This is a genomic window from Arcticibacter pallidicorallinus (genome assembly GCF_003002875.1).
Taxonomy (GTDB): Bacteria; Bacteroidota; Bacteroidia; order Sphingobacteriales; family Sphingobacteriaceae; genus Arcticibacter; species Arcticibacter pallidicorallinus.
In genome coordinates this window covers 1-24,515 of record NZ_PVTH01000007.1, presented here as the reverse complement: position 1 = coordinate 24,515, position 24,515 = coordinate 1, and the positions used below count along the sequence as shown (strand labels likewise).

Annotated in this window: 24 protein-coding genes; 3 read left to right on the top strand and 21 right to left on the bottom strand. The window is 43.6% G+C overall.

Annotated elements, in window-relative coordinates:
* Positions 1-2: 2 nt before the first annotated feature.
* The gene (locus B0I27_RS12125; protein ID WP_106293698.1) at positions 3-1,091 is read left to right on the top strand and encodes an Ldh family oxidoreductase; all 1,089 of its coding nucleotides are present in this window, start codon (positions 3-5) and stop codon (positions 1,089-1,091) included.
* A gap of 78 nt (positions 1,092-1,169) precedes the next feature.
* Here B0I27_RS12125 and lepB read toward each other — a convergent pair whose 3' ends face one another.
* Genes lepB through B0I27_RS12100 form a run of 5 tightly spaced genes read right to left on the bottom strand, consistent with a single transcriptional unit; the run spans position 1,170 to position 5,782 of the window.
* On the bottom strand, positions 1,170-2,606 hold the full coding sequence (gene lepB, locus B0I27_RS12120; RefSeq protein WP_106293696.1) for a signal peptidase I: 1,437 nt from the start codon (positions 2,604-2,606) through the stop codon (positions 1,170-1,172).
* A 10-nt stretch (positions 2,607-2,616) separates the two neighbouring features.
* Positions 2,617-3,360 (bottom strand): 4-hydroxy-tetrahydrodipicolinate reductase, encoded by a 744-nt coding sequence (gene dapB, locus B0I27_RS12115; RefSeq protein WP_106293694.1) that lies wholly within the window; start codon positions 3,358-3,360, stop codon positions 2,617-2,619.
* Positions 3,361-3,383: 23 nt separating this feature from the next.
* Positions 3,384-4,043 carry a DUF5683 domain-containing protein gene (locus B0I27_RS12110; protein WP_106293692.1) on the bottom strand — a complete coding sequence of 220 codons (660 nt, stop codon included), beginning with the start codon at positions 4,041-4,043 and terminating at the stop codon, positions 3,384-3,386.
* A gap of 36 nt (positions 4,044-4,079) precedes the next feature.
* Entirely contained in the window at positions 4,080-4,979 is a 900-nt protein-coding gene (locus tag B0I27_RS12105; protein WP_106293690.1) for a ParB/RepB/Spo0J family partition protein, read from the bottom strand.
* A complete protein-coding gene (locus B0I27_RS12100) occupies positions 4,976-5,782 on the bottom strand; it encodes a ParA family protein (protein WP_106293688.1) in 807 nt (268 codons plus the stop codon). The genes B0I27_RS12105 and B0I27_RS12100 overlap by 4 nt, the downstream gene beginning before the upstream one ends.
* 165 nt (positions 5,783-5,947) lie before the next feature.
* Here B0I27_RS12100 and B0I27_RS12095 point away from each other — a divergent pair, with 165 nt between their 5' ends.
* Positions 5,948-6,472: an NADPH-dependent FMN reductase gene (locus B0I27_RS12095; protein ID WP_106293686.1), complete on the top strand. Its 525-nt coding sequence runs from the start codon at positions 5,948-5,950 to the stop codon at positions 6,470-6,472.
* 38 nt (positions 6,473-6,510) lie between these two features.
* Here B0I27_RS12095 and B0I27_RS12090 read toward each other — a convergent pair whose 3' ends face one another.
* From B0I27_RS12090 to B0I27_RS12030, 13 genes are all read right to left on the bottom strand, one after another.
* Positions 6,511-7,254 carry a LytR/AlgR family response regulator transcription factor gene (locus B0I27_RS12090; protein ID WP_106293684.1) on the bottom strand — a complete coding sequence of 248 codons (744 nt, stop codon included), beginning with the start codon at positions 7,252-7,254 and terminating at the stop codon, positions 6,511-6,513.
* On the bottom strand, positions 7,251-8,288 hold the full coding sequence (locus B0I27_RS12085; RefSeq protein WP_245925503.1) for a sensor histidine kinase: 1,038 nt from the start codon (positions 8,286-8,288) through the stop codon (positions 7,251-7,253). The genes B0I27_RS12090 and B0I27_RS12085 overlap by 4 nt, the downstream gene beginning before the upstream one ends.
* Before the next feature lie 10 nt (positions 8,289-8,298).
* Positions 8,299-9,207 carry a LiaF transmembrane domain-containing protein gene (locus B0I27_RS12080; RefSeq protein WP_181276768.1) on the bottom strand — a complete coding sequence of 303 codons (909 nt, stop codon included), beginning with the start codon at positions 9,205-9,207 and terminating at the stop codon, positions 8,299-8,301.
* 186 nt (positions 9,208-9,393) lie between these two features.
* Positions 9,394-10,746: a hypothetical protein gene (locus tag B0I27_RS12075; protein WP_106293680.1), complete on the bottom strand. Its 1,353-nt coding sequence runs from the start codon at positions 10,744-10,746 to the stop codon at positions 9,394-9,396.
* Positions 10,747-10,822: 76 nt separating this feature from the next.
* Entirely contained in the window at positions 10,823-13,663 is a 2,841-nt protein-coding gene (locus B0I27_RS12070) for a TonB-dependent receptor (RefSeq protein ID WP_106293678.1), read from the bottom strand.
* 96 nt (positions 13,664-13,759) lie between these two features.
* Positions 13,760-14,275, bottom strand: a complete 516-nt coding sequence (locus B0I27_RS12065; RefSeq protein ID WP_106293676.1) for a DUF962 domain-containing protein — start codon at positions 14,273-14,275, stop codon at positions 13,760-13,762.
* A gap of 57 nt (positions 14,276-14,332) precedes the next feature.
* Positions 14,333-15,886 carry a ribonuclease Y gene (gene rny, locus B0I27_RS12060; protein WP_106293674.1) on the bottom strand — a complete coding sequence of 518 codons (1,554 nt, stop codon included), beginning with the start codon at positions 15,884-15,886 and terminating at the stop codon, positions 14,333-14,335.
* A 221-nt stretch (positions 15,887-16,107) separates the two neighbouring features.
* Complete coding sequence (locus tag B0I27_RS12055; protein ID WP_106293672.1) at positions 16,108-16,398, bottom strand: cell division protein ZapA; 291 nt, start codon at positions 16,396-16,398, stop codon at positions 16,108-16,110.
* 23 nt (positions 16,399-16,421) lie between these two features.
* A complete protein-coding gene (locus tag B0I27_RS12050) occupies positions 16,422-16,730 on the bottom strand; it encodes a hypothetical protein (RefSeq protein WP_106293670.1) in 309 nt (102 codons plus the stop codon).
* A 42-nt stretch (positions 16,731-16,772) separates the two neighbouring features.
* Entirely contained in the window at positions 16,773-19,172 is a 2,400-nt protein-coding gene (gene pheT, locus B0I27_RS12045; protein ID WP_106293668.1) for a phenylalanine--tRNA ligase subunit beta, read from the bottom strand.
* Between the two features lie 55 nt (positions 19,173-19,227).
* The gene (gene radC, locus B0I27_RS12040; RefSeq protein ID WP_106293666.1) at positions 19,228-19,926 is read right to left on the bottom strand and encodes a RadC family protein; all 699 of its coding nucleotides are present in this window, start codon (positions 19,924-19,926) and stop codon (positions 19,228-19,230) included.
* Positions 19,927-20,111: 185 nt separating this feature from the next.
* Positions 20,112-20,366, bottom strand: a complete 255-nt coding sequence (rpsT, locus tag B0I27_RS12035) for a 30S ribosomal protein S20 (RefSeq protein WP_106293664.1) — start codon at positions 20,364-20,366, stop codon at positions 20,112-20,114.
* 95 nt (positions 20,367-20,461) lie between these two features.
* Entirely contained in the window at positions 20,462-20,695 is a 234-nt protein-coding gene (locus B0I27_RS12030; protein ID WP_245925502.1) for a TFIIB-type zinc ribbon-containing protein, read from the bottom strand.
* Between the two features lie 186 nt (positions 20,696-20,881).
* Between B0I27_RS12030 and B0I27_RS12025 the strand changes: the two genes are divergently transcribed.
* A complete protein-coding gene (locus B0I27_RS12025; RefSeq protein ID WP_106293662.1) occupies positions 20,882-21,820 on the top strand; it encodes a zinc dependent phospholipase C family protein in 939 nt (312 codons plus the stop codon).
* Here B0I27_RS12025 and B0I27_RS12020 read toward each other — a convergent pair.
* The 3 genes from B0I27_RS12020 to B0I27_RS12010 all read right to left on the bottom strand — a co-directional run bounded on the left by B0I27_RS12020 (position 21,744) and on the right by B0I27_RS12010 (position 23,956).
* Positions 21,744-22,379 carry a DedA family protein gene (locus B0I27_RS12020; protein WP_106293660.1) on the bottom strand — a complete coding sequence of 212 codons (636 nt, stop codon included), beginning with the start codon at positions 22,377-22,379 and terminating at the stop codon, positions 21,744-21,746. The two genes, B0I27_RS12025 and B0I27_RS12020, sit on opposite strands and share 77 nt — an antisense overlap.
* 79 nt (positions 22,380-22,458) lie before the next feature.
* Positions 22,459-23,124, bottom strand: a complete 666-nt coding sequence (locus tag B0I27_RS12015) for a DUF4397 domain-containing protein (RefSeq protein ID WP_181276767.1) — start codon at positions 23,122-23,124, stop codon at positions 22,459-22,461.
* A 109-nt stretch (positions 23,125-23,233) separates the two neighbouring features.
* Positions 23,234-23,956: a DUF4397 domain-containing protein gene (locus B0I27_RS12010; RefSeq protein WP_106293656.1), complete on the bottom strand. Its 723-nt coding sequence runs from the start codon at positions 23,954-23,956 to the stop codon at positions 23,234-23,236.
* Positions 23,957-24,515 lie beyond the last annotated feature (559 nt).

Here is a 24,515-nt window from a genome sequence, read left to right as displayed (position 1 = left end):
TTATGAGCTCGTTAATTTTTCAGGAAAAAAAACTTCGCGCCTTCACTGAATCTGTTTTCCTGGCGATGGGTTGCAGTAACACTCATTCGGCTTTGGCGGCAGATGTTTTATTAGCATCAGACCTTCGCGGAATAGATTCACATGGAGTAGCGCGATTAAGCGGATATATCCGGCTTTGGAAAAAAAAGAGGATCAATGCTACTCCGGACATCAAAGTAGTCCATGAGACGGCCACTACGGCGACGGTGGATGGCGACGGCGGACTAGGTCTTGTAGTTGCACCATTTGCTATGCAGATAGCGATGGAAAAAGCTGAAAAATACGGATCAGGGTGGGTGGCAGTAAGGAACTCCAATCATTTCGGGATTGCCGGATATCATGCTATGCAGGCCGTTAGCCGTGACATGATCGGCATCGCAATGACCAATGCAAGTCCGCTTGTAGCACCAACCTTCACAACAGAGCGCCTTCTCGGCACCAATCCGATGTGCTATGCTTTTCCTGCCGGAAAGTACCCGCCAGTAGTGGTAGATATGGCGACAGCAGCAGCAGCAAACGGCAAGCTTGAGATAGCACAAAGAGAGCAGAAAAACATTCCTGCCGGCTGGGTTCAAACCCATACGGGAGATTCAACAACCGATGCTCATGCGCTAAAAGCGGGCGGTTCCCTCTTACCCTTGGGCAGCGATCGTGAACATGGAAGTCATAAGGGCTTCGGCTTAAGCGCGACGGTTGATATTCTTACCTCCATTCTATCGGGTGCAAACTACGGCCCCTGGGTGCCTCCCTTTGTAGCGTTTCTTGACCCTCTCCCTGACCTACCAGGGGAAGGCATTGGACATTTTCACGGTGCCATGCGTATTGATGGATTTCGGCCAGCTGCAGATTTTAAACACCATATGGATAATTGGATTGAACGATTTAAATCTGCAAAACCAATAAATCCTGACCAACCGGTAATCATTCCGGGAGAGCCGGAAGTAGAAGCGGAGAAAGTGCGCAAATTAGAAGGAATCCCTTTATCTGAACCAGTCGTTAAAGACCTCGGAGAACTTGCAGTTATGCTAGGTATCGGTAAGCTTGAAGAATAATGCAAGCACCGATACTAAATAGAAAGGGCCGAAAATCTGATGATCTCCGGCCCTCTTTATTTGATATGAATTTCCTTTCTACTTAATCCCCATGAATAGCCTGTTCCAACGAATCTTGCTTAAAAAGCTACCACGCTCACTCCAACTCATCCACACAAACAAAGCTTTCCCCACAATATGGTCTTCCGGAACAAAACCCCAGAAGCGGGAATCCAATGAGTTGTCCCGATTGTCGCCCATCATCCAGTAGTAGTCCATTTTGAAGGTATATGATGTTGCAGGCTGACCATTAATCAACAAATCACTCGCACCTCTGAGCTCAATCTTGTTGCCCTCATAACCCTCAATTGCTCTTCTGTAAATAGGAATGTTGGTACTGTCTAACTTTACCGTCCATCCTTTTTTAGGAATAACTATCGGTCCAAGATTGTCGATGTTCCACATAAAACGTGGATCCTTTGGAAAGACGTCGGTATCCACAACGGATGTCGGCTGAATATAAGGTCTAACATCTCTTACATTTGCCCATCCTTTAATTTCAGCGGCTTGCGCCTCCGTCATATTGAACAAGTACTCAACTTCAGACTGACGTTGAGCGTCGATATTCATGTCCATTAATCGTTGAGGATTGAAATCTGTACCATCCGATACAACTAAATGGTATTTCTGGCCGAACTCAGGATTAATTCCTTTCTTTCCATTGACATAAACCTGAGCGTTGATGATACGGATGGTATCTCCTCCGATGCCTATACAACGTTTTATATAGTTTTCACGCTTGTCGACGGGACGATAAAAGGGAGAATCCGCCTCCATTGGATAATTGAACACCACAACATCATTACGCTCAATTTCTTCAAGGGCCGGTAACCTATGATAGTCGATCTTTAAACCTTCCCAGTACGCCTTCGTTCCAGTAATTGGCATGGTGTGGTGGGCAAAAGGAAACGCAACTGGAGTCATCGGTACACGCGCGCCATAATTAACCTTACTTACGAAGAGGAAGTCGCCGATCAGCAAAGACTTCTCCATTGATCCTGTCGGAATAGTGTACGCTTCCAATAAGAAACTACGTATAAGAGTGGCAGCAACAACAGCGAAAATAATGGCGTCTCCCCATTCACGGGCTGCAGATTTTCTGTAAGGATGTTTCTTTCGGAATTCATCTGTTGCAGACTGTCCCAGGTAAACCACATTGTTATCAAATCCCCAAAGAGGGAAGACAATAAAAGGAAGGACTACTGCTGCAACGTGACTCAAAAAAGAAGTCTTACCATAGCTCTTGGCAAAGTCAACAGCAAGTCCAAGCCAAACGATCACGTTTATAACCGGAATCAGAAGCAGAACGATCCACCATAATGGCCTCCCCGTAATCTTCAGCATCACGACCAAATTATAGATCGGAACAAGCGCTTCCCAGCCCTTACGATTAGCTTTCTCAAATAGTTTCCACATCCCAACGTGCGTTAGAATGATGAGAATTACGATAAGCAACCAGATTCCAGTATTTTCCATGTAATGTATGTTAGTTGTTAAACTCAAATATGTTTTCGACCGAATAGAAACCTTTTCTTCCCTTCAGCCATTCAGCAGCGATGACTGCACCAAGAGCGAATCCTGCGCGACTATGCGCGGTATGTTTAAACTCGATTTCATCAACTTCCGAGCTGTAGATTACCGTATGCGTCCCGGGGACATCCTCAATTCGAAGCGACTCGATCAATAGCTGATTAGGCTGATTTGCCACTTGTTCCCCCATATCAACAAGATTATTGACCCACTCATCCTTTCTATCCAGACTCTCCAATATGCCCTCAGCAATTGTAATGGCCGTACCACTCGGAGAGTCGAGCTTCTGTGTATGATGAATCTCCTCCACCTGAGCATCGTATTGAGGGTATGGATTCATCACCTTCGCCAGCATCCGGTTCACGTAAAAAAAGATATTCACCCCAATGCTAAAATTAGACCCGTAAAGCAATGTATTGTTACTAGCGATACATTTATCTTTAACGTTTTGCAACTGACCATACCACCCTGTAGTACCGACCACAAGCGGTACGTTCGCCTCGAAACAAATCTCAATGTTCTGCATCACGGAGTGAGGAGTACTGAAATCAATGGCTACATCAGCATTCCGGAGATTTTCTACGGTCAGCTGATCAAGGCTGTGCTCGTCAATCTTCAATACAATTTCATGGTTACGATTCTGAGCGAACTGCTCTATGATCTGTCCCATTTTACCATAACCTAAGAGGGCTATCTTCATCGGAGTATAATTATTTAATGAAATCAAAGGGCTAAAGAGATTTTTATTCCAGGAACAGGGACTACAGATGCGTGAGTAGGTAAGCTTTGCAAGGACGGTTTCACTCTAAACGAAAGCTCATCGGAGACATCCCACCTGAAGAATTTGGCGTCCACATATGCATCGATAATGTTGATGGCATATACACCCAGGCCTACCAGCACACTCAAGTCCCGGTTTCTCCTGTAGAAATCCTTTCCGCTCTGCAAGGCAGTCTCATCTAAATTCTGATATTTGGGATTCTGCTCTCTGTCGTCAGGTATATTATTATCTTCATTATATCTAACCTGAAGCTCAGTCAGAATATCCCTGTAGTAACGTTGATTAAATTCAAATACTAAGGCTGTTCCCACAAGCCCTCCATAAATAAAAGGCACTTTCCACCACCTTCCGTTCTTAATCTGACCAAGTCCCGGGACGATCGCTGATCGTCTTGCAGCCTGTCCTGGCATCCTTTCAATTGCCAGTCTTGCTGAGTCCTTCACAACCGCCGGCTTGTCAGGAGTTTCTCCTGCAACTCTCACAACAGTATCTTTAGGCACCACAGTCTTGGGCTGTCTGGAATCAGGGTTGGCCATTGCAGAATCGACTTTGATCAATACCGTATCAGTCTGCGAAAAGACAGATCCGGTGGTGAACATCATGCACAATAACCAAAAGATTATCTTATAAAAACCCATTTACCAGTCTAATAACTCAAGTATGCGGCTCAGATCATCGTCCGACATAAAAGGAATTTCAATAGAACCCTTGCCTTTTCCCTGCACCTTCAAACGAACCTTGGTAGCAAATTTCGAAGCTAAGTCATCCTGAATCTTCTGCAATTGGAAGGATACGGGTTCCTTTCTTACGCTTCCCGGCTTCTTGGCGCCAGACCGTTGAATATCCCTTACCAGCTCCTCTGTTTTTCTAACAGACAAGCCATTCTTCAAAATCTCATCATGAACATAGAGCTGCTTATCCACATCCTCCAAACCAAGTATAGCTTTGGCATGCCCCATAGAAACGTGATTATCACGTATGGACGCTTGAATAACCGGAGGGAGTCTAAGCAGACGAATATAATTGGTAACAGTCGACCGGTTCTTACTAACACGATCTCCAAGCTCTTCCTGCTTCAGGTTACACTCATCAATCATTCGCTGAAAACTTAGAGCCACTTCTATAGCATTTAAGTTTTCTCGCTGAATATTCTCGATTAGCGCCATTTCCAGCATTTGCTGATCATTGGCAGTTCGGATATAAGCAGGTATCTCAGTCAATCCGGCAAGTTTCGAAGCTCTCAACCTTCTTTCTCCCGATATCAGCTGGTAAGATCCAGAGCCTGATTTTCTAACGGTTATAGGCTGAATTAGGCCTTGTAATACAATAGAATCAGACAACTCCTTTAAAGATGCGGGGTCGAATTCAGTTCTGGGCTGAAATGGATTTACCTCGATCTGAGAAATCCTGATCTGCGATATATTTCCTGGAGAACCGTTTGATTCTGCAACTGGAGTACGGACCGGCTGTACACGATCATTATCATCTAATAACGCACTTAGTCCCTTCCCTAATCCTGTTTTTCTTATCTGCGTCATGAATTAACTGTAGCTTTTTTTAAACCTTTACCATTTGTAAGACCGTTCTTCTTGATAATCTCACGGGCCAAATTAAGATAATTGATAGACCCCTTGCAATTCGCATCATGCATGATAACCGAGATTCCATAGCTAGGAGCCTCGCTCAAACGTGTATTGCGCTGTATAATCGTCTCAAAAACCAACTCGTTGAAATGAACCTTAACTTCCTCAACGACCTGATTAGAGAGTCTCAGCCTCACATCATACATGGTGAGCAATATTCCCTCAATTTCCAGATTGGGATTTAGACGCGTTTGCACGATCTTGATTGTATTTAACAATTTTCCTAAACCTTCCAATGCAAAATACTCACATTGAACCGGGATAATAACAGAATCCGCAGCAGTTAGCGCATTGATTGTAATTAGTCCCAAGGATGGTGAACAGTCAATGATAATAAAATCATAATCGTCCTTTATTTTCTCAAGCACCGTCCTCATCTTGAACTCCCGATCAGTCAGATTGATCATCTCAATCTCGGCACCAACCAAATCAATATGCGCAGGAAGAAGATCCAGATTGGGCGTTTCAGTTGCCTGAATTGCGTCGCGCGGATCTACTTCATTTATAATACACTCGTATATACTTGATTTTATTGTACGTGGATCGAAGCCTATTCCAGAAGTTGAATTGGCCTGAGGATCTGCGTCGACCAATAACGTTTTATATTCCAGCACAGCTAAACTAGCCGCAAGGTTTATGGATGATGTGGTTTTACCGACTCCCCCTTTTTGATTAGCTAATGCTATAATCTTACTCATTCCTTGTCCTGTTTCTAACCTATTTACTATTTACACACTTCGGAAATAGTGATTTAAATTACTATTTTTGACCTCAGCCTGGTTTTCATACCAATCGCCTAAGATACGAACTTTAAACAATTTAATTAGAGAGGCTATATCTGCTTTTAAACATATTATCCACAGATGATCACTATTATCGCCAGTACAAATCGAGCCAATAGCTATAGCCTTCAAACAGCCCGGTACTACCAAAGAATGATTGAAAAAAGCGGGCTCGAAGCTTCTATTTTGTCACTTGATTTGCTTCCTGATGACATCATACATGCAGACATGTATGACAAACAAAAGCCCGCAAGTTTTGAACCGTTTCAATCTATTATCACCCAGACAAGCAAATTTCTTTTCATCATACCCGAGTATAATGGCAGCTTTCCCGGCATTCTTAAAGTGATGGTCGATACCTGTCGCTTCCCGGAAAGTTTCTATGGCAAGAAGGCTGGATTGGTTGGAATTTCCACCGGAAAGTACGGTAATATCCGCGGACTAGATCATTTCACCGGCATCTGTCATTACCTGAACATCAACTTGCTCCCATTAAAGATCCATATCCCCTATATCCACAAAGAGCTTGACGCAGAAGGGAATTTTTTTCAACCCGATACACTCAAGTTTACAAAGCAGCAAATTGACCAGTTTATCGCCTTTTAAAAGCGATCAATCCGTCAAACCTGCGAAATAAAGCACCGCTAGATTTGAAGAAGTTTCTTCAGCTTGGTATAACCCGTTTTACTAACCGGCAATTTATCCCCCGTTTTTAATATCAGCTTGTATGATTCCTTCTCATATGGAACCAGTCCGGTGATGAAGGATACCTGAACGATAAATGAGCGGTGAACCCGCACAAACTGCTTATCATCCAGATTCGTTTCAAAGAACTGCATTGTTTTATTTTTCAAAAACGTGCCGTCTTTCGTATTGATCTTCACATAGTCATCGTAAGCCTCCAGAAAGATGATATCCGTTGACGGAATAATCTTGATGGTACTTCCAACCTTCACCACAATACGTTCGTTATAAGAAGGCGCAGCCGCACTACTTTCCATCAAAGACTGCACATGCTGCTTCGTCTCCTCCAGATGCTGCTTTTCCAGCCACCTGTCCACTGCAACTTTGAACCGCACCTTAGCAAAGGGCTTCAAAAGATAATCCACAGCATACGTTTCGAACGCTTTGATTGCATATTCGTCAAAAGCCGAAGTAAAGATCACAGCAGGTCGCGAATCCAGAAGCTCAAGCATCTCGAACCCCGTTATCTTGGGCATCTGAATGTCCAGAAAAATCAGATCGGGTTGATGCTGTGCTATCGCTTTGACACCCTCAAAGCCGTCGCCGCATTCGGCCACTACTTCAATCTCGGGATAGTCCTCAAGATACTCTTTAACCACTTCCCTTGCTAAAGGTTCATCATCTATCAATATTGCCCTGGTCATATTTGTGGGATTCTTACTACAGTTGTAAAAATATCATTTTCTCCGCTTGTTTCCAGCAGATCGGTGCGCGCAAAAAGTAAATAGAGCCGTCTTTTGATGCCGGTAATGCCGAACCCTGTTCCGCTCTTTGGCCTTACCGTATCAACATCGTAAGGATTACGGATACTAATTTCCAGATATTGGTTAGCACAACGAGCTTCTATACTGATCGTTACCTCACCGGTCGTATCATAAAGTCCAAACTTAATAGCATTCTCTACCAGAGGTTGCAGCAACATAGCCGGCAGAACGAGCTTGCCACATGTCTCATCCCGTATAATTTCCGTATTAAGCCGATGCCCAAAACGAACTTTCTCTATATCGAGATACAGTTGTAGATGTTGAAACTCTTCCTCAAGAGTAACTACCTCGTTTTCTTCCTTCCTGAGAGTGCCCCGCAAAAAATCCGACAGCTGGTAAATCATGGTCCTCGCCTCCTCAGGCCGACGACCAATCAACGCACTTATCGAATTCAAACTATTAAAAAGAAAATGCGGCTGAAGCTGCTGACGCAAGTTAAAAAGCTCCGCTTCACGGGCTAACTTCTCTGCATCGCGCTTCCTTCGCTCGTTTTCCTTCTGCTCCTGCTGCGTATAATAAAGCATGCTGATCAAAGCAGAGCCACAGATCAAAAGGAAACCCGTACTTCCTCTCATTAATAGCGAACTATTCAGCACATCCGCATAGACCTCTTCCCCTTTCAAAATATACAACAACAGCCATCTCGACAGAAAAAGCCACATACCGGCAAGCAGCGCACACCACGCAACGATATTCAGATACTGCCCTTTTCCGGGCTGATAAAAGCGAAGTGTGTTACTAACGACCGAAGACGCCAACAAGAGTAAGGTATTACAGATGACCGCATCAATCACTGAAACCTTTATATTGAAACCGAGTAGATATAGGGACCCGGCGTGCATGGCCGTCCAGATGAGCCAGGCAACACCGATGTAGGTAATCACGCGTGTCGATGAGAATGAAGATACTGACACAACTTCCTGATTAATAGCTACGAATATCTATCCCACCAAATATGGATGTTCCTCTTAAAATCACCACCTTATCATCAGCCAGATGGATCACCTGAACAATAGGGCGCTTGTCCTCTATCCCTCCAAATAAAGCTGCCAGATCAGAAGAAACTTTCCACTGAGGGGGAAGGATCAATTTCGTACCCCCAAATACCTGCGTAATATCGATAATAATAGTACCATGAATATCCGCCTGCGTGAGGTTAATCTCTGCACCTCCCATTATCGTCACAATATCCCCCCCTTTGAAATTCTTTGATACGATATTCTTCTTAATTCCACCGAAGATCGAAACTGTATCCAGATAATCCTCAGGACCGCCGTCAGCAGCTCCTGCGTAATATTGCTGTTCAGAAGAAGAAGACGATGATGAAGAAGCGGAGCTAAATGAGCTATTAGCAGAATCCTTTAGAGGCTCCTCCTCCGCAATCGCACTGCCAGCAACTATGGGCTCCTCTTTCGGTACATCAACGCGCTTATCCCAAACCACATCATTCCTCATTCTGCCTCTATGAACAAAATGCTTATTGAACTTCGTCTTTCCAAGGATCAGGTACAGTCCTAGTCCGATGATGATACATGGAAATACAAAATCGTGAAGGTCGATTCCCGGAATTATCCTGCCTATGAGAAATAATACACCCAGGCAGATTAAAATAATAGAGCCCGGATTTCTATAGTTATGACGACTTCCGGTGAATACACCGATAAGTATCAAAATCATCGGCCAGCTTGTTATCCAATCCGGAATGAAACCACCAAAGGAACGTATCAGGAGAACAATCCCCAGAATTAAGAATATGAGTCCTGCCCACTGCTTCCCCGCCGCTTTTTTCTTACTATATATTGGATTTGAATTTTCCATTCTTAATCTTTTCATCAAATATAGACGGAACCAGCGGTCCCGGCAATAGCCAATAGGTTGAACCAGACGAAAACTCGGTAAAACAGCAGAAAAGATCGGTGAAGTTTCCTTCATCATAGCATCCACGAGTGATCTTCCCATCGCATAAAACAAAAAAGGGTCGATCTTACGATCAACCCTCCCAAAAATCTATAAACCGGACTAGTAGACGTTAGTTCCAGAAGTCCAGCTCGCCCAGCCAGACGTCCAGTCTGTCGTATTCATAGCTCCTCTGAAAGCAACAGCTTCAAACCCCGTCAGACCAGTAAAATCAGCGCCGGTCTTCGCAGGCGACGCACTCGTAAGCAGCAAGTTTGGAGCTGTAAGGCTAGTGCTCGTAATTCCCGCAGCAGCAGCATTTGCTAAGGCTACGTTGCCGTTTGCAGCTGATGTAACAAAGGTAGCAAGCGCCTGATTAGTAGTAAAGTTAGCGCCGGCGTCATTTGCTTTAAAAGCAGCACCATTGGCAAATACCAAATTGTTCTTAAATTCAGACTCACCGCCGAATAAACGATCACCTGCTTTAGGAGTTGCAAGCTCAAAACCAGCTTTTAAGTGGTCAATGATAATCGAGTTGCGCAACACAAACGCGGTTCCCTTCCGAAAAATCACACCGGAGTTATGCTTAGCATTTGCACCTTCCCCCGGACCGATAAACGTAAAGTTGGATAGGACTGGTCTGTTCACCGGAGTTACATCAACTGTACTTCCGTTATCACACTCAATTCCGTTTGAGGCACCACTAGAGGAGTTGTCAAACACCAAAGGATCCTTAATAGAAATGGCGTACTGAATACGACCGCTGTATCCAAATTCAAAGTCAAAATCATCGTCAGTACATCTGTAGGCAATAAGATTCTTTGCATTTACAGTTCCTCCGAAGAACTCAAACCCGTCGTCGCCACCAAAAGATACCTGAATGTTTTCCAGAACGGTACCCGATCCAACACCTGCCAGGGTTAAACTGTTTATTTCTCTGTCAGTACCGTAAGCAATACCCGCGTACTCAATACGAACGTACTTCAAAATACCTGAGTTATCATTAGCATCCGTACCACCATAGTTAGCAACATCAGCTCCCAAAATTCCTGATTCGTATTGAGAAGTTCCACCGGCAACATTAACTGGAGCCTTTCCACAAATGATTACACCTGCCCAATCGCCAATCTCTCGTTGTCCGGCCAGCTGGTTAGACGTGAAAACAATTGGTTTGCTCGCTGTACCTGCGGCATTAATCTTCCCTCCTCTTTCAACTATTAGCGCTGCCTTAGTAGCCTTGTCTCCCTTTATGGTTGTTCCCGGCTCAATGGTAAGGGTAGCACCATCCATTATTCTCACCAAACCACTCAGCGTCCAAGCCTTATCTGCTGTTAGAGTAGTATTGGTTTTGATATCCCCAGACAATGTCGCAGGTTCAACTTCAATCAGTTCGTCTCCATTATCATCGCTACTGCAAGAAGTAAGGATAGTAGCGAACCCAAACATGGCAATCACTAAAAATTTCAGTTTTTTCATCTTTATGTTTTATTATAATTCAAAAGTATTCTGTTAAAGTTGCCTTAGGTTAAAGGCACTATTATCAAATTGTTAATTAAAAATTATAACCCAATGACAAGCTGAAGTTAGAGCCGTATTTGATAGTGCGTATCGACTGGTCCGAGCTTGGATTAAACTTTTTATCATTATTGTTATCCTGATAAAGAACAGCCTTTTGATTTAATAGATCACCGACATTTATTTTAGCATCAAGACGATTGCTAAATAATTTACGAGATATCTGCAAGTCGATCACGTCTCTTGGATTCTCATAGATGTCGGGATATTCGTACACGAAACCGCTGGCCTCATATCTGCCAAACCCAACGATGTTGATACGTCTTCCAATTCGATTATACAGCACATTAAACCCCCATTTATTATCATTGTACTGGATACCGCCGTTGATCAGATAAGGGGACTGCCCTTGTAGTGCACGGCTTTCATTGATATTGGCAAACAGTTGTCTGTCAAGTTTCACGTCAGACTTCATGATGGCCAGATTGGCATAGACCGACGTGTTGGTAAAAAAGTCAGCTTCCTTAATAAAACTCAAACGCTGACGAATCTCCAGCTCCGCTCCAAATAACGTCGCTTTGGTGGCATTCTGGAATGATGCTGCCTTGCTTGCTGCAACAGTCCCTTGATTGAATACCTGCTCAATCGGATTTTTAAATTGCTTATAAAAACCTGTTAATGAGAAGATCTGACCGCCCGGAGAAAAGTGTTCAAAGCGAAGATCGAAGTTGTTTATTCGGGATCTTTTCAAGTTATTATTACCAATAATCACGTTGTTGCTCTCGAAGTCAAAGAATGAAAACGGAGCGAGCTCTCTAAATTCAGCCCGCGCAACAGTATTGGAGTAACTTGCACGCAGGTTCGTCTTATCGTCGATGCTGAAAATCAAATTAGCCGATGGCAGTAAATCAACATAGTTGTTATCAACGGTTATCGGCGTTCCCAATACCGTTGCTGAATTCAGCTTCTCGTGGTAAGATTCAACCCTCAAACCCCAGTTGAGCTTCCATTTCTGAGCCAGCTCATTAGTTAACATCACATAACCCGCATTCAGCAGTACGTTCGCGTCATATGTATTACTCGGATTGGTGATCTCATCAAATATAAATCCGGTCCTGCTGATGTTTCCGGGGGAAAATATCTCTTCCTGCGGTAGTGACAAGTAACTCTCACTCTCCGCATTTGCGGTTGTTCTTACATAACCCAACTCCCGTGCAGAGAAATCCCGGGTCCTGTATTGAGATAAAGCACCTACTTTAACGATTTGGTCGAGCTTCCCAAGCTTGAAAGGATGAGTATAATTTACAGCACCCGCATACACGTAATCCTGCAAATCCGAATAGAATCGACCAGCGTTTTTTGTACTGGCAGAGCCGGTGTTAACACTGGCTTTGAAAGGCTCCGAAGAACCACTGGGCCTTGAGTAAAAAATCCTCCTGAGATCAGGCTGATCCTGGTTACTGGAGCTGAATGAAGCGTTCCAATCTAGCTTCCGCCTATTTTCAAAAGAATGCTCACCTTCAAGGATGGAACTCAGTAACGACTTTTGTAACAATTGGAACTGAGAATTCCGGTTGTCGAAGTTTGGCTCTTCCAAAGCAACTCCCACCCGGCTCGTATAAGCATCATCGAATACGCGGTTGTAGATATTCTTAAAGGCGATCTTTGAATTCTTGAATGCATACGCAAAATTAGCCAGGCCGCCAACGTTAATGCTGTTCTTATATACATCATCCTTAAAGCTAAAAGACTCATCACCAATCTGCTCAATATCTGCTCTGGTCTGGTCAGTAATAGTATTACCGTTACGATAAGATAAAGAGGCGATGAAACCAAACTTATTGGCATTCTCCAACGTATAAGAATTTCCATAAGTAAACTGCAAACTCTGCGTAGGCAATGCAGCTCCAAAGTTCTCTACACCCCAGTTATTTTTGAATGCCTTGGTATAAGCCACCCGCTGATCGAGCGACGAATTGACGTAGTTCGTTCTGTTCGAAGGAAAAGACGATGGCATATCTCTTAAACCGTCGTCAAAGCCTAATAAATCCAGGCCCCCTCTTTTTCCGCCTTTAAAGTCCTTGAAAGTAGATTGCGTGTTATAAGACGCGCTATAATTCAGGCTAACCAACTCCTGCTCAGGAAAATCCCGGGTTTTGATCTGAATAACGCCTCCGGCGAAATCGCCGGGCAAATCAGCAGCAGCCGTCTTATTCACAACGATTTGATCCACCAGGTTTGAAGGAATAATATCAAAAGAAAAAGCTTTACGGTCTGGCTCCGAACTCGGCAATGGTGCGTTATTCAAAAGCGTTGTATTGTAACGGTCGCTTAAGCCGCGGATTAAAAGGAACTTGTTTTCCTGTATACTGGCACCACTTACTCTCTTCAATACATCACTCGTATTTCTGTCAGGTGACCTCCGGATCTGTTCTGCAGATATACCATCTGAAACCCTTACGCTTACCCTTTGCATAGCGTAGAGTGCACCTACGCTCTCCTGCTTTGCAGAAGCCGTAATTACCACCTCGTTCAAGCTATTTCCTTCAGACTCTTCCATCACAATGTCTGCATTAGTCACCTGAGAGGCTTTCACCACGATGTCAGAAACACTTTTACTGGAATACCCTACATAAGAAAATACCAAAGTATGTTTCCCTGCTGTTAAGCCAGAGATACTGTAGCGTCCTTCAATGTCGGTAGAAGTACCCTTCGTACTGCCCTGCACTTTTACTGTCAGGCCTATTAGCGCCTCACCCGTCTTCCCATCAGTCACCTTTCCGGCAATCTTACCAACAGACTGTCCTGCAACCGAAAACACATGGAGTGTTAAAAAAATAAAGAGTGCTGTAAACTTTAAATCAAATAGTCTTTTCACTTTTGCGTTGTTTTTATCATCACAAAAGTATTACCACAGTGTTAACCTGGTGTTAGAGGTTAATTACCAATACGTAAGCAAACTATTAACTAATTGTTAACGACTTTTCAGCAGACCGGCCTTTCTGAAGATGATATTCATCAACCACAGAGGTCCATCCAGCAGAGACCTGAAGCTCGATGAAGCATCAGGCTGGGTACGCTCGCCACGATGTCCCGCTACTTGCGCCAGAAGGGCCGGCAACAATAGAGCCATAGGAATAATATGCAGTTCCGGTCCACCCCGCAGATGAAACTTCTCAAGAGAAACGATTAATGCGGAGAAGGCAAAAACTAATATCAATATACCATATGTCAGAAAGGGCGACATCCGGTAATAGTAATAAACCGTGCCCGCAATCAGAAAAGATGCCCAATTGACGAAGCCATTAAATTTCCCAAGAAAATCCAAATGCGGAAAAGGAATTGCCCAAACTATCGCCAATACAGAAAAACTGACGATCGGAATGGTAATGTAATGAATGAGCTTATTGGTCGAAGTCGTATGACTTGTAGAAAACCGGCTGATAATATTGCCGATCGGAGTCGAATCTATCGTATTTTTCTTGCCCATGTATAAATAAAAAAGCCGGTCTTTCCCTTAAGAGGAAAGACCGGCTCAAAACTAATATTATTTCGCGTAAGAAACCGAACGCGTTTCGCGGATAACCGTAACTTTAATCTGACCTGGATAAGTCATCTCAGTCTGTATACGGTTCGAAATATCTGTAGCAAGTATCTCAGACTGCGCGTCTGAAATGCGCTCACTTTCTACCACAACACGCAGCTCTCTACCTGCCTGTATAGCGAATGTCTTCTCCACGCCAGGATATGAAAGCGCAAGGGCCTCCAGTTCCTTCAATCTCTTGATGTAACTCTCAACAACCTCACGGCGAGCACCCGGACGAGCGCCCGAAATCGCATCACATGCCTGTACAATCGGTGAGATCATCGAAGTCATCTCCACCTCATCGTGGTGAGCTCCAATGGCATTACATACTTCCGGATGTTCCTTATATTTCTCTGCAAGCTGCATTCCCAGGATAGCGTGTGGTAATTCAGGATTATCATCAGGCACCTTACCAATATCATGCAGTAGTCCGGCACGTTTCGCAAGCTTAACATTCAAGCCTAGCTCAGAAGCCATAGTCGCGCAGAAATTAGCAACCTCTCTCGAGTGCTGCAATAGATTCTGACCATATGAAGAACGGTAACGCATACGTCCCACCATTCTGATCAATTCCGGATGCAATCCATGAATCCCCAGGTCAATAACCGTACGCTCACCTATTTCAACGATCTCATCTTCAATCTGCTTTTTGGTCTTCGCCACAACCTCTTCGATACGAGCAGGGTGGATACGCCCGTCAGTAACCAAACGATGTAGTGCCAAACGTGCAATTTCTCTTCTAACCGGATCAAAACCCGATAGAATGATCGCCTCAGGCGTGTCATCCACGATGATCTCCACTCCGGTAGCCGCTTCTAAAGCACGGATGTTACGGCCCTCACGACCAATAACACGTCCCTTTATTTCATCATTCTCAATATTGAAAATAGAAACGGTATTTTCTATAGCCGATTCGGTAGCCGTACGCTGGATCGTCTGAATAACCACCTTTTTAGCTTCCTTGCTGGCGGTTAGCTTCGCCTCGTCTACAATATCCTTGATCTGGATCATAGCTTTAGAACGCGCTTCTTCACGCAGACTATCTACCAACTGATTCTTGGCTTCCTCCGCAGAAAGACCTGCTATGGCCTCCAGCTTAGTGATGTGTTCCAGCTTAAGCTGCTCCACTTCTTCCTGTTTAGCCTTTGAAGTTTCAATCTGCTTCTCCAAACTTTTTCTCAGGTTCTCCAGATCCTGATCTTTCTTGTTTGCATTTTCCAGCTTCTGGTTCAGAGACTGTTCTTTCTGCTTAATGGAGTTCTCACGCTGATTGATCGAGTTGTTTCTCGCATTAACTTCCTGCTCATGATCCGCCTTCAACTGCAGAAACTTCTCCTTAGCTTCAAGAAGCTTATTCTTCTTTAATATCTCCGCGTTATTCTCCGCGTCCTTTAAAATCTTTTTTACCTTGTTTTGTGCTGAAAGCTCCTGACTTTTCAACAGTTTCCGGAGCATATATCTCCCTATCACGATCCCTACAGCAACACCTAATAAAATGTAAAGTACTATATCCATATTCTTTTAAATAAAAAAAACCGCAGTTAAACTTGAACCTCATGTACTGTAAAACTTCATCAATTTAAGATTAGAGTATTAATCATAATCAAGTGGTCATGCCAAGTGATTTACATTTTTTAACTCTTTTGATATTGAAGCGTTAAGTTTAATACAATAGTGAAACTCAAGAATTAACTGCGGTTAAGTCTTAATGCCCTATATTATATAAAGAACGAATATTACTTCGAAAAGAAACCGTTAAGCAACTGATCCAACTTATAAACAGTTTCAGAAGCTTCTGTATCACCTTCTGATAATTTCTTCTCTGCCCTTAATGTCGCTGTCGCATAATGCAACACACTCATGGATAGCAAATCCTGTTTATCTCTAACCGCATAATTGTCCTGGTATTCCTTTATACGGTCATTAATCATCTTAGCTGCCTTCCTCACTATTTCTTCCTCTTCCATATTTATCTTTAAAGGATAAACACGGTCAGCAATATTTATTTTTATGGAGATCTCTCCCATTGAGCTTTTGTTTCACGATTACATTACTTTTTCAGTAATACAATGCACTTATCTATTTCCCGCACAAATTCGCTAATTTTTTGCTTTATGTCAAGCGTTTTTTCATCGGGACTTATTTTTTTTACTGTTATCCCCTCCAATGACCGTGCTAGCTTCAGCACTTTCATCTTTTCTTCCATCTCAACAGCCTTATTCTTGCCTGTTTCTACAGCTACCTGCAGTGATTGGTTTTCCAGCTTTAGCAGGTCATTTTCCTCTTGCAAAGCCTCACAAAGCTCAATCAACCGCTGAGTCCTGTCTAATACACTATTCAATTGTCCGGCAAGCGACATACTTCAATTTAACGTTTAAAATTAATTCAGAATCAAACCTCGCTACTTTCTGATTTCTGCCTGAACTTCTTTCCCGAAAGTAAATATTAATTTATTCATTACCGAATCTATTTGTTTATCGGTAAGCGTTTTTTCTTCATCCTGCAACAGAAAACTAATCGCGTATGATTTCTTTCCGGCAGGTAGCTTATCTCCTTCGTACACGTCAAACACATTCACCTCTTTCAGTAAGGATTTTTCCGTCCTGAACGCAAGCTGCTTCAACTGACTGAAACTTACAGAGCGGTCAATTAAAAGCGACAAATCCCTCCTTACTGCCGGGAATTTAGAAACCTCCTGATAGCTGATCTTGTTTTTACGAATCGCTTTCAGAATCATATCCCAATCGAAATCAGCGTAATAAACAGGGTTCTCAATATCCATTTTCTTCAACACACTTTTTGCAACTGTACCAAAGGAAACAAGCGTTTTGTCGCCTTTTTTATACTGTGATGCCTGACTAAAGAACGCTGAGTTAAATTCAGCCTCAGTAAGACCTTTTACGTTCAGTCTTCGCAAAACTGCGTCTACAACCGCTTTCAGGTTATATATACTCACCGGCTTCGAATCGTGATTCCACTGGGCCGACTGTCTGGCCCCCGTCATGAATACCGAAAGACGCTGGGTTTCTGAGAAGCCTTCCGCCAATTTCTCATACACTTTTCCGAATTCATAAAACTTCAGATCAGAACTTCTCCTGTTCTGATTGTATGCTATCGCTTCCAACCCTGTGTAAAGCAAGCTTTGCCTCATTACATCCAGATCACTGCTTAGAGGATTCAATATCTTAACTGCAGTTTCAAGCGAATCAGAATAGGCCGACTTCGTCAACGAATTGGTTAATATTTCAGAGAATGCGTTAGAGCTCAGCAATTCAGCGATATGATTTCTAACCGACTCCTTGTCGGGCTTAGTCCCATAATTCATCGACGCCCTGATCTGCGTAGGGATAGCAATGGTATTATAACCATAAATCCGTAAAACCTCTTCAATGACGTCCACCTCACGTGTAACATCCACTTTATAAGACGGCACTTCCAGCTCCAATCCTTCTGCACTTTCAGATGCAACGCGGATGCCAAGAGCTTCAATAATACCTTTCACCGTTTCTTTGGGAATTTCTTCCCCGATCAGACGATTAACATGCGAAAAGCTCAGAGAAACCGCAAAAGGACTTACAGGGTTCGGATAGAAATCGGCAATTTCCGAAGATATCTCTCCACCAGCAACTTCCTTGATCAGCATTGCTGCACGCTTAAGGGCATAGACCGTCATTTCCGGGTCAGTACCACGCTCGAAACGAAAAGACGCATCAGTCTTCAATCCGTATCGCTTTGACGTCTTACGTACAGATACAGCGTTAAAGTACGCACTCTCCAGAAATACAGAAGTGGTCGTTTCCTTAACACCCGAATCCGCTCCCCCAAACACACCCGCAATACACATCGGTGCTTCTGCATTGCAGATCATCAGGTCATCCTGGTGCAACTTACGGGTCACTCCATCAAGCGTAACGAACTCTTCTCCTTCTTTTGCATTTCTTACAACTACCTTTCCGCCTGCAATAGCTGCCGCGTCAAAAGCATGTAATGGCTGTCCCAATTCATGCAAAACATAGTTGGTTACATCCACCACGTTGTTGATAGGGCGTACACCTATTACCTGCAATTTTTCTTTCAGCCACTCAGGAGACTCCGCTACCTGTACACCACTTATCGTGAGAGAAGAATAACGAGGACATGCTTCGTCGTTCATCACTTCCACAGGTATTGGCAATTTAAGATTATCGGGTTTGAACAACGAAAGGTCCGGCATAGTGATCTCCGTACGCAGATACGCTGCCAGATCGCGTGCCACTCCCAGGTGAGAAGCCGCATCTGCCCTGTTCGGTGTAAGTCCTATTTCAAAAAGGTAATCATCCTTAATCTCAAAATACACTCCGGCTGGTGTTCCCGGAACCGCTGATTCGTCGAGCACCATGATTCCATCATGTGACTGCCCCAAACCAATCTCATCTTCCGCACATATCATGCCCTCCGAAACCTCACCACGTATCTTCGACTTGCTGATCTTGAAAGGCTCTCCGGTAACTGGGTAAACCGTCGTACCTACTGTAGCCACGATCACTTTCTGGCCTGAAGCAACATTAGCTGCGCCACATACTACCTGCAAATCTTCAGCCGTCCCTACGTCCACCTTTGTGATCCTTAACCGGTCAGCATTCGGATGCTGCACGCAATCCTTCACATATCCAACCACCAGCCCTTCCAGGCCACCGGGAAGGGCTTGCACTTTCTCAAGGCTCTCCACTTCCAGACCTATATCCGTCAGAATCAGTGATATCTCATCGGGAGTTTTGGATGTTTGAATAAATTGGCTTAACCAGTTATATGAAATCTTCATTGAATTATCGACTAATAAGGCACAAAGATAGAAAATACAGCAAAATAAACCGTAATTACATCAAACCCTCATCGGCGAAACTCAAATAACCGGAGTCTGTGAATATAAGATGGTCCAGTACAGATATGTCCAGAAGATCACCCGCGTCTTTCAACTTTCTGGTGAGCTGTAGATCCGCCTGGCTGGGCTTAAGATTCCCCGAAGGATGGTTATGACTCAGAATGATGCTTGCTGAGTGACTCTCGAGCGCTGTCTGAAATATTATTTTAGGGTCTGCTATCGTCCCCGCCTGTCCGCCTTTGCTAATGAGATGCCGCGACAGGACCTTATTCGAACGGTTTAAAAGCACTATCCAGAACTCTTCATGGTTCAGATCAGAAAACTGTCTCCGTAACAGCTCATATACATCCCGGCTGGAGGATATTTGATCCGGTCGGCTCACGCTGCTTTCGCGTCTCCTGCGCCCAAGCTCAAGTGCCGAAATGATACTGATGGCTTTCGCCTCACCAATTCCTTTAAATTTGGAAAGCTCCGAAACAGACATTTTACCCAACTTTTCCAAGTCGTTCCCCAGAGAAGCAAGAATGCGCCGGCTCAGCTCTACAGCTGTTTCCGTTCTGCTCCCCGAGCCTATTAAAATAGCGATTAACTCGGCGTCAGAGAGAGTTCGCCTTCCCTGTGCAAGTAGTTTCTCGCGAGGCCGGTCCTCTTCCGCCCAGGACTTGATGGTGATCTTTTTATCGTAGCTTTCCATAGCGAAAACTAGAGATACGCTTTCTAAGAAAAAATGATCTTAAGCACAATCGAAAATCCGCTAAAAAGAAAATCCGGAAAGTCTGGAAAAAACCTCCGGAAACACAAAAACCACACAAGCTTGATCTAACATCCAAGCTTCTGTGGTTTCAACTACTATTTAAAGAAGAATAGCTTATATAAAGCTTAAGCTAGTTTGCTAACAAACTTTGTAAGCTTTGATTTATTGTTTGACGCTTTGTTCTTGTGAATAACATTCTTCTTAGCAAGACGATCCAGCATAGAAATTACCTTAGACAATAGAGGAGCTGCATCTTCTTTTGTTGTAGCACTGCGTAATGTCTTTATAGCGTTACGGGTAGTTTTTGCCTGGTAGCGGTTACGTAAACGCTTCGCTGAGTTTGATCTGATTCTCTTGATCGATGATTTATGATTTGCCATTTGTAAGCTTTTTTCCGTTCCTGTTTTTGGGACTGCAAATATAACCGTATATATTTAATAATCAAACTGGCCGAGTAATTTTATTGGGTTTATTGTTAAAAATCAAAAAAATCGTTCAAAAAAGACTTCTTCTTCTTGTGTGGATACCGCTTATCATAGTCTTTATCGTACTCATTATAGCCATAACGCTTGTAGTCACTTTCGTAATTATCTTTCCTGGAATAGTGGTTGGCCGAATGTTCAATGATCTTATCCAACTCCCCGCGGTCTAACCATATTCCGCGGCATTTCGGACAATAATCAATTTCGACGCCATTTTTTTCGCTCATTAGCAGGGTCTCGTTACAACTTGGACATTTCATCGTGATCTTGGGATTATTTGGTAAAAATGTTAAAAACATAAACGCAGAAAAAGGACGCTTCTTGTCCTGTAACGATTAAAATACGATACCAAATTCCTACCTTTAACTGCCTGCATCATCGCATTAACATACACGGGGACATGAACTATTCACATGAATCTGAAACCGTATCTGATCCTCGCATGCTGTCCCCTCATTCTTACGTTGTGCAGCTCCTGGGGATTCTTTGCTCATAAACGAATAAACCGCATGGCAGTCTTCACTCTACCCGCAGGCATGATCCGTTTTTACAAGAACAATGCAGATTATCTTGCTGAGCATTCCGTAGATCCCGATAAGCGGCGATATACCGATGTTCACGAGGGACCTCGCCACTTCCTCGACACAGAACGCTACGGCGACTCGCCTTTCGACAGTTTACCTCCCCGCTGGAAAGATGCAGTAGCCAAATACACCGAAGACACGCTGACCACTTACGGAACCGTTCCCTGGCAAATTGAGAAAACATATTATTCTCTCGTGAAGGCATTCGAGCGGAAAGATTCCCTCGCTATTTTGCGCATTTCAGCAAACCTCGGACACTATATTGGCGACGCCCACGTGCCTTTACACGTTACATGGAACTACAACGGTCAGTTTACTAAGCAAACGGGAATACATGGGTTCTGGGAAAGCCGATTGCCCGAACTATTCAGCGAGAAATACAATTACTTTGTCGGTCGTGCTGAATATATTGCTGACCCACTTAAGGAAGCCTGGATCATCGTCAGAAACTCCCACAAATACAAGGATAGTGTATTTTCCATCGAAGCGAATCTCAGTAGCTCCTTTCCTTCAGACAGAAAATACAGCTTCTCTGAGCGCAACGGAATCGTCACTAAACAATACTCCAGGGAGTACTCCGAAGCCTTTCACAACGCGCTCAACGGCATGGTAGAACGACAAATGCGTGCAGCAATTAAAAAAACGGGAAGTTATTGGTTCTCCGCCTGGGTAGATGCAGGCCAGCCCGATCTTATTTTTTCTTCTTCAAAATCTCAATCAAAGGAGGGATCAGAGAGACAACGATTATTCCGAAAATCACGTAAGTGAAATTCTGTTTGATAATCGGCAATCCGCCAAAGTAATATCCAATGAGCAAAAAGCTACATACCCAGGCAAATGCGCCTATGACGTTATAAGATGCGAAACGACCGTAGCTCATCGTCCCGATACCAGCTATAAAAGGGGCGAATGTGCGAACGATCGGTACAAAACGCGCGTAGATGATCGTCTTACCACCATGCTTGATATAGAAATTTTGAGTTTTTTCCAGATATTCTTTTTTAAGCAGTTTATACTTTCCGCTAAAGGCTTTCGGCCCTACATAGTCGCCTATATGGTAGTTCACCAAATCACCCAAAATAGCCGCAACGATCAGCAGACCCATCATCAGGACGATATTTAAGCCGCTTTCCGGACGAGCAATGATAGCTCCTGCAGCAAACAACAATGAATCTCCGGGAAGAAAGGGAGTAACAACAAACCCTGTTTCTGCAAAAATAATTAGAAATAAGATCAGGTATGTCCAGGTCTGATATTCACTTACTATTTCTACAAGATGCTTGTCAATATGAAGAATAAAGTCTATTAGGGTCTGAATAAGTTCCAAAGCGTTTATTTGTTTTTTTGCAAAAGTATGAATATGTCTGTATTATCCTCTCTTGTGCCTGATTTTGTTACGCTACCTCTCAGGGTTGTAAAAAGTAGCTTATCGCGAGTGAATCTTTTCCAGTCCTGCTGGCAAGTCCTTTCGTGTACATCGTGTAAATTCCGCGGGATACGGCTTTGAAGTTTAGCGCTGCTGAAGCATCCGCTTCGCCAGCCCGATAGGTCCGGATAACAGTAGCACCGGAATCGATACTCATGTAGCCTGCAGTCAGATAATCAAGGCTGGAAATCGTGCTGCTATCGGCAACTTTTATATCTGCCTTCGACAGGTCGGGACTTAAATTGACAAACCTTATCAGAGCCTTCCCGCTGGCAGGCTGATTAAGCGTATCCGGCAGGAATAGCATATTTCCATCACCCGACTTTCCAGTCAAAAAAGCAGTGTATTTACCCCCTCCGTTCAGCGTTTGGCTAACACTCGCGATAGCTTGACCAGACCCCGATCCGGCAACAAAAGCCGAAAAAGCTACATCACCTGAATAGAAGGTATGATAGACATCAAGAGTATCATAAGACCTGTATCCGTAAGCCCATTCGATATCATCCACCCTGAATTCTATCCCATTAACAGCGTCGTTATAAACATTCACAAACAGGACGTCCGACTTCCTGCGGAAAGAATCGTCATCTCCCTCCAGACAGGAGCTTAGTATTATCGCGAGAAGAATTAAACTGAAATATTTCATAGGGAACGCATTGCACCTCATGGAATAAAGGTAAGGACAGAGCAGCAGATTAAAACAAAAATTCATAAAAAAAGGGCTTACGCCCCTTTTTTCTACTATTTCGTTTCGTCTATTGTGCCACAACAGATGCTTTAAGAGCGCCTGTACCTGAAGCCACTGAAGCTTTTCCAGATAATACAACGGTATAGAACCTTCCTGCAACTATATCCAGTTCTGCAGTTTCAACCGCGTCTTGGGTAGCGCCCGCAAGACGTACAGCAAACTTTTTCTTCGTAGCAGCATCTATCTCGACAAAATCACTACTTTCCTTGTAAGCTCTGCTATCGGCAAGTTTCGCTCCTCCCTGTAGATGAAGATCGTATTCCTGAGTAGCATCCGGACTTAACTGCACAAACCTAACCTTAGCCTTACCAGCAGCAGGAGCTGTAATATTATCGGTTGTCATCACTGTAGTCAGCGAATCATTTTCTAATTTGTGCGCAAGAAATACGGTGTGATATTTTCCTTCCGCTAAGGATACTGTTGCTTCAGACAATTTTTGGGTAGTCCCTCCAACGTATGTCTGAACAAGGTGATTACCGGCACCAGCAGTAAGATATTGAGAAGACGCACCATATTGAATGGCCGAATTAAAAATTGCTCTGCCGTCAACCAACAACGTCACCGACGGCTGAATAGCCGCAGCATGCATAAAACTGATTCCCGCAACGGGACCCTGGTAATCTTCAGAATCATTCTTCAAACAAGATGATAATAAGGTCGCCGAAGCAAGCAACGCCAGGCCCATAGACATAAACCTGTTTTTCTTAGGTAGTAAATTGAGAAGTTTCATAGTATTAATCCTTTTATTATATGCAATTGATGTATACAGATTAAAGTACGCACACTCGTACGGAAACGATACATCCGGCGATATAAAATGAATGAGGCGGTATAATGAAAGAAAATGATCAGCCTCCTTTTGCGTTCATATCTTTCGGTATAGCGCCATTAGTTCTATTATGACAATGGTTATATGCAGTCAATAACAGACACTCATTGTTCCGTAATAAGTCCGACCTGAACAGCTTAAAGTGGGACTTCTCTCTGGCTTTCATCCGTACATATAGCTCTTCATATAAAGAAGTACTAAGCTCAGCCTAAGCGAGGCTTGACTGCTTTTGAGGTACGTTTTTTTAAAAATTCCATAAAATTTTGTCGATTTTGGCGAAAAAATCGACACAGGTTTCCCGCCGCACTACCTTGTTCTCCAAATCAAACAAGGTTATGGCAAAAGTAGACAAGAAAGGAATCGTACGCGGAACAGCAGGTTCCGTTGTATATCGCGGCTACCGCGAAATGAACATCATCCAGGGGAAACCCCGCAAATTCGAACAGACCAGCGCAAGCAT

Coding starts and splice junctions, on each gene's coding strand:
- B0I27_RS12125 (WP_106293698.1), top strand. CDS start 3: ATGAGCTCGTTAATTTTTCAGGAAAAAAAACTTCGCGCCTTCACTGAA.
- lepB (WP_106293696.1), bottom strand. CDS start 2,606: ATGGAAAATACTGGAATCTGGTTGCTTATCGTAATTCTCATCATTCTA.
- dapB (WP_106293694.1), bottom strand. CDS start 3,360: ATGAAGATAGCCCTCTTAGGTTATGGTAAAATGGGACAGATCATAGAG.
- B0I27_RS12110 (WP_106293692.1), bottom strand. CDS start 4,043: ATGATGTTCACCACCGGATCTGTCTTTTCGCAGACTGATACGGTATTG.
- B0I27_RS12105 (WP_106293690.1), bottom strand. CDS start 4,979: ATGACGCAGATAAGAAAAACAGGATTAGGGAAGGGACTAAGTGCGTTA.
- B0I27_RS12100 (WP_106293688.1), bottom strand. CDS start 5,782: ATGAGTAAGATTATAGCATTAGCTAATCAAAAAGGGGGAGTCGGTAAA.
- B0I27_RS12095 (WP_106293686.1), top strand. CDS start 5,948: ATGATCACTATTATCGCCAGTACAAATCGAGCCAATAGCTATAGCCTT.
- B0I27_RS12090 (WP_106293684.1), bottom strand. CDS start 7,254: ATGACCAGGGCAATATTGATAGATGATGAACCTTTAGCAAGGGAAGTG.
- B0I27_RS12080 (WP_181276768.1), bottom strand. CDS start 9,207: ATGAAAAGATTAAGAATGGAAAATTCAAATCCAATATATAGTAAGAAA.
- B0I27_RS12075 (WP_106293680.1), bottom strand. CDS start 10,746: ATGAAAAAACTGAAATTTTTAGTGATTGCCATGTTTGGGTTCGCTACT.
- B0I27_RS12065 (WP_106293676.1), bottom strand. CDS start 14,275: ATGGGCAAGAAAAATACGATAGATTCGACTCCGATCGGCAATATTATC.
- rny (WP_106293674.1), bottom strand. CDS start 15,886: ATGGATATAGTACTTTACATTTTATTAGGTGTTGCTGTAGGGATCGTG.
- B0I27_RS12055 (WP_106293672.1), bottom strand. CDS start 16,398: ATGGGAGAGATCTCCATAAAAATAAATATTGCTGACCGTGTTTATCCT.
- B0I27_RS12050 (WP_106293670.1), bottom strand. CDS start 16,730: ATGTCGCTTGCCGGACAATTGAATAGTGTATTAGACAGGACTCAGCGG.
- pheT (WP_106293668.1), bottom strand. CDS start 19,172: ATGAAGATTTCATATAACTGGTTAAGCCAATTTATTCAAACATCCAAA.
- radC (WP_106293666.1), bottom strand. CDS start 19,926: ATGGAAAGCTACGATAAAAAGATCACCATCAAGTCCTGGGCGGAAGAG.
- rpsT (WP_106293664.1), bottom strand. CDS start 20,366: ATGGCAAATCATAAATCATCGATCAAGAGAATCAGATCAAACTCAGCG.
- B0I27_RS12030 (WP_245925502.1), bottom strand. CDS start 20,695: ATGAGCGAAAAAAATGGCGTCGAAATTGATTATTGTCCGAAATGCCGC.
- B0I27_RS12025 (WP_106293662.1), top strand. CDS start 20,882: ATGAATCTGAAACCGTATCTGATCCTCGCATGCTGTCCCCTCATTCTT.
- B0I27_RS12015 (WP_181276767.1), bottom strand. CDS start 23,124: ATGAAATATTTCAGTTTAATTCTTCTCGCGATAATACTAAGCTCCTGT.
- B0I27_RS12010 (WP_106293656.1), bottom strand. CDS start 23,956: ATGAAACTTCTCAATTTACTACCTAAGAAAAACAGGTTTATGTCTATG.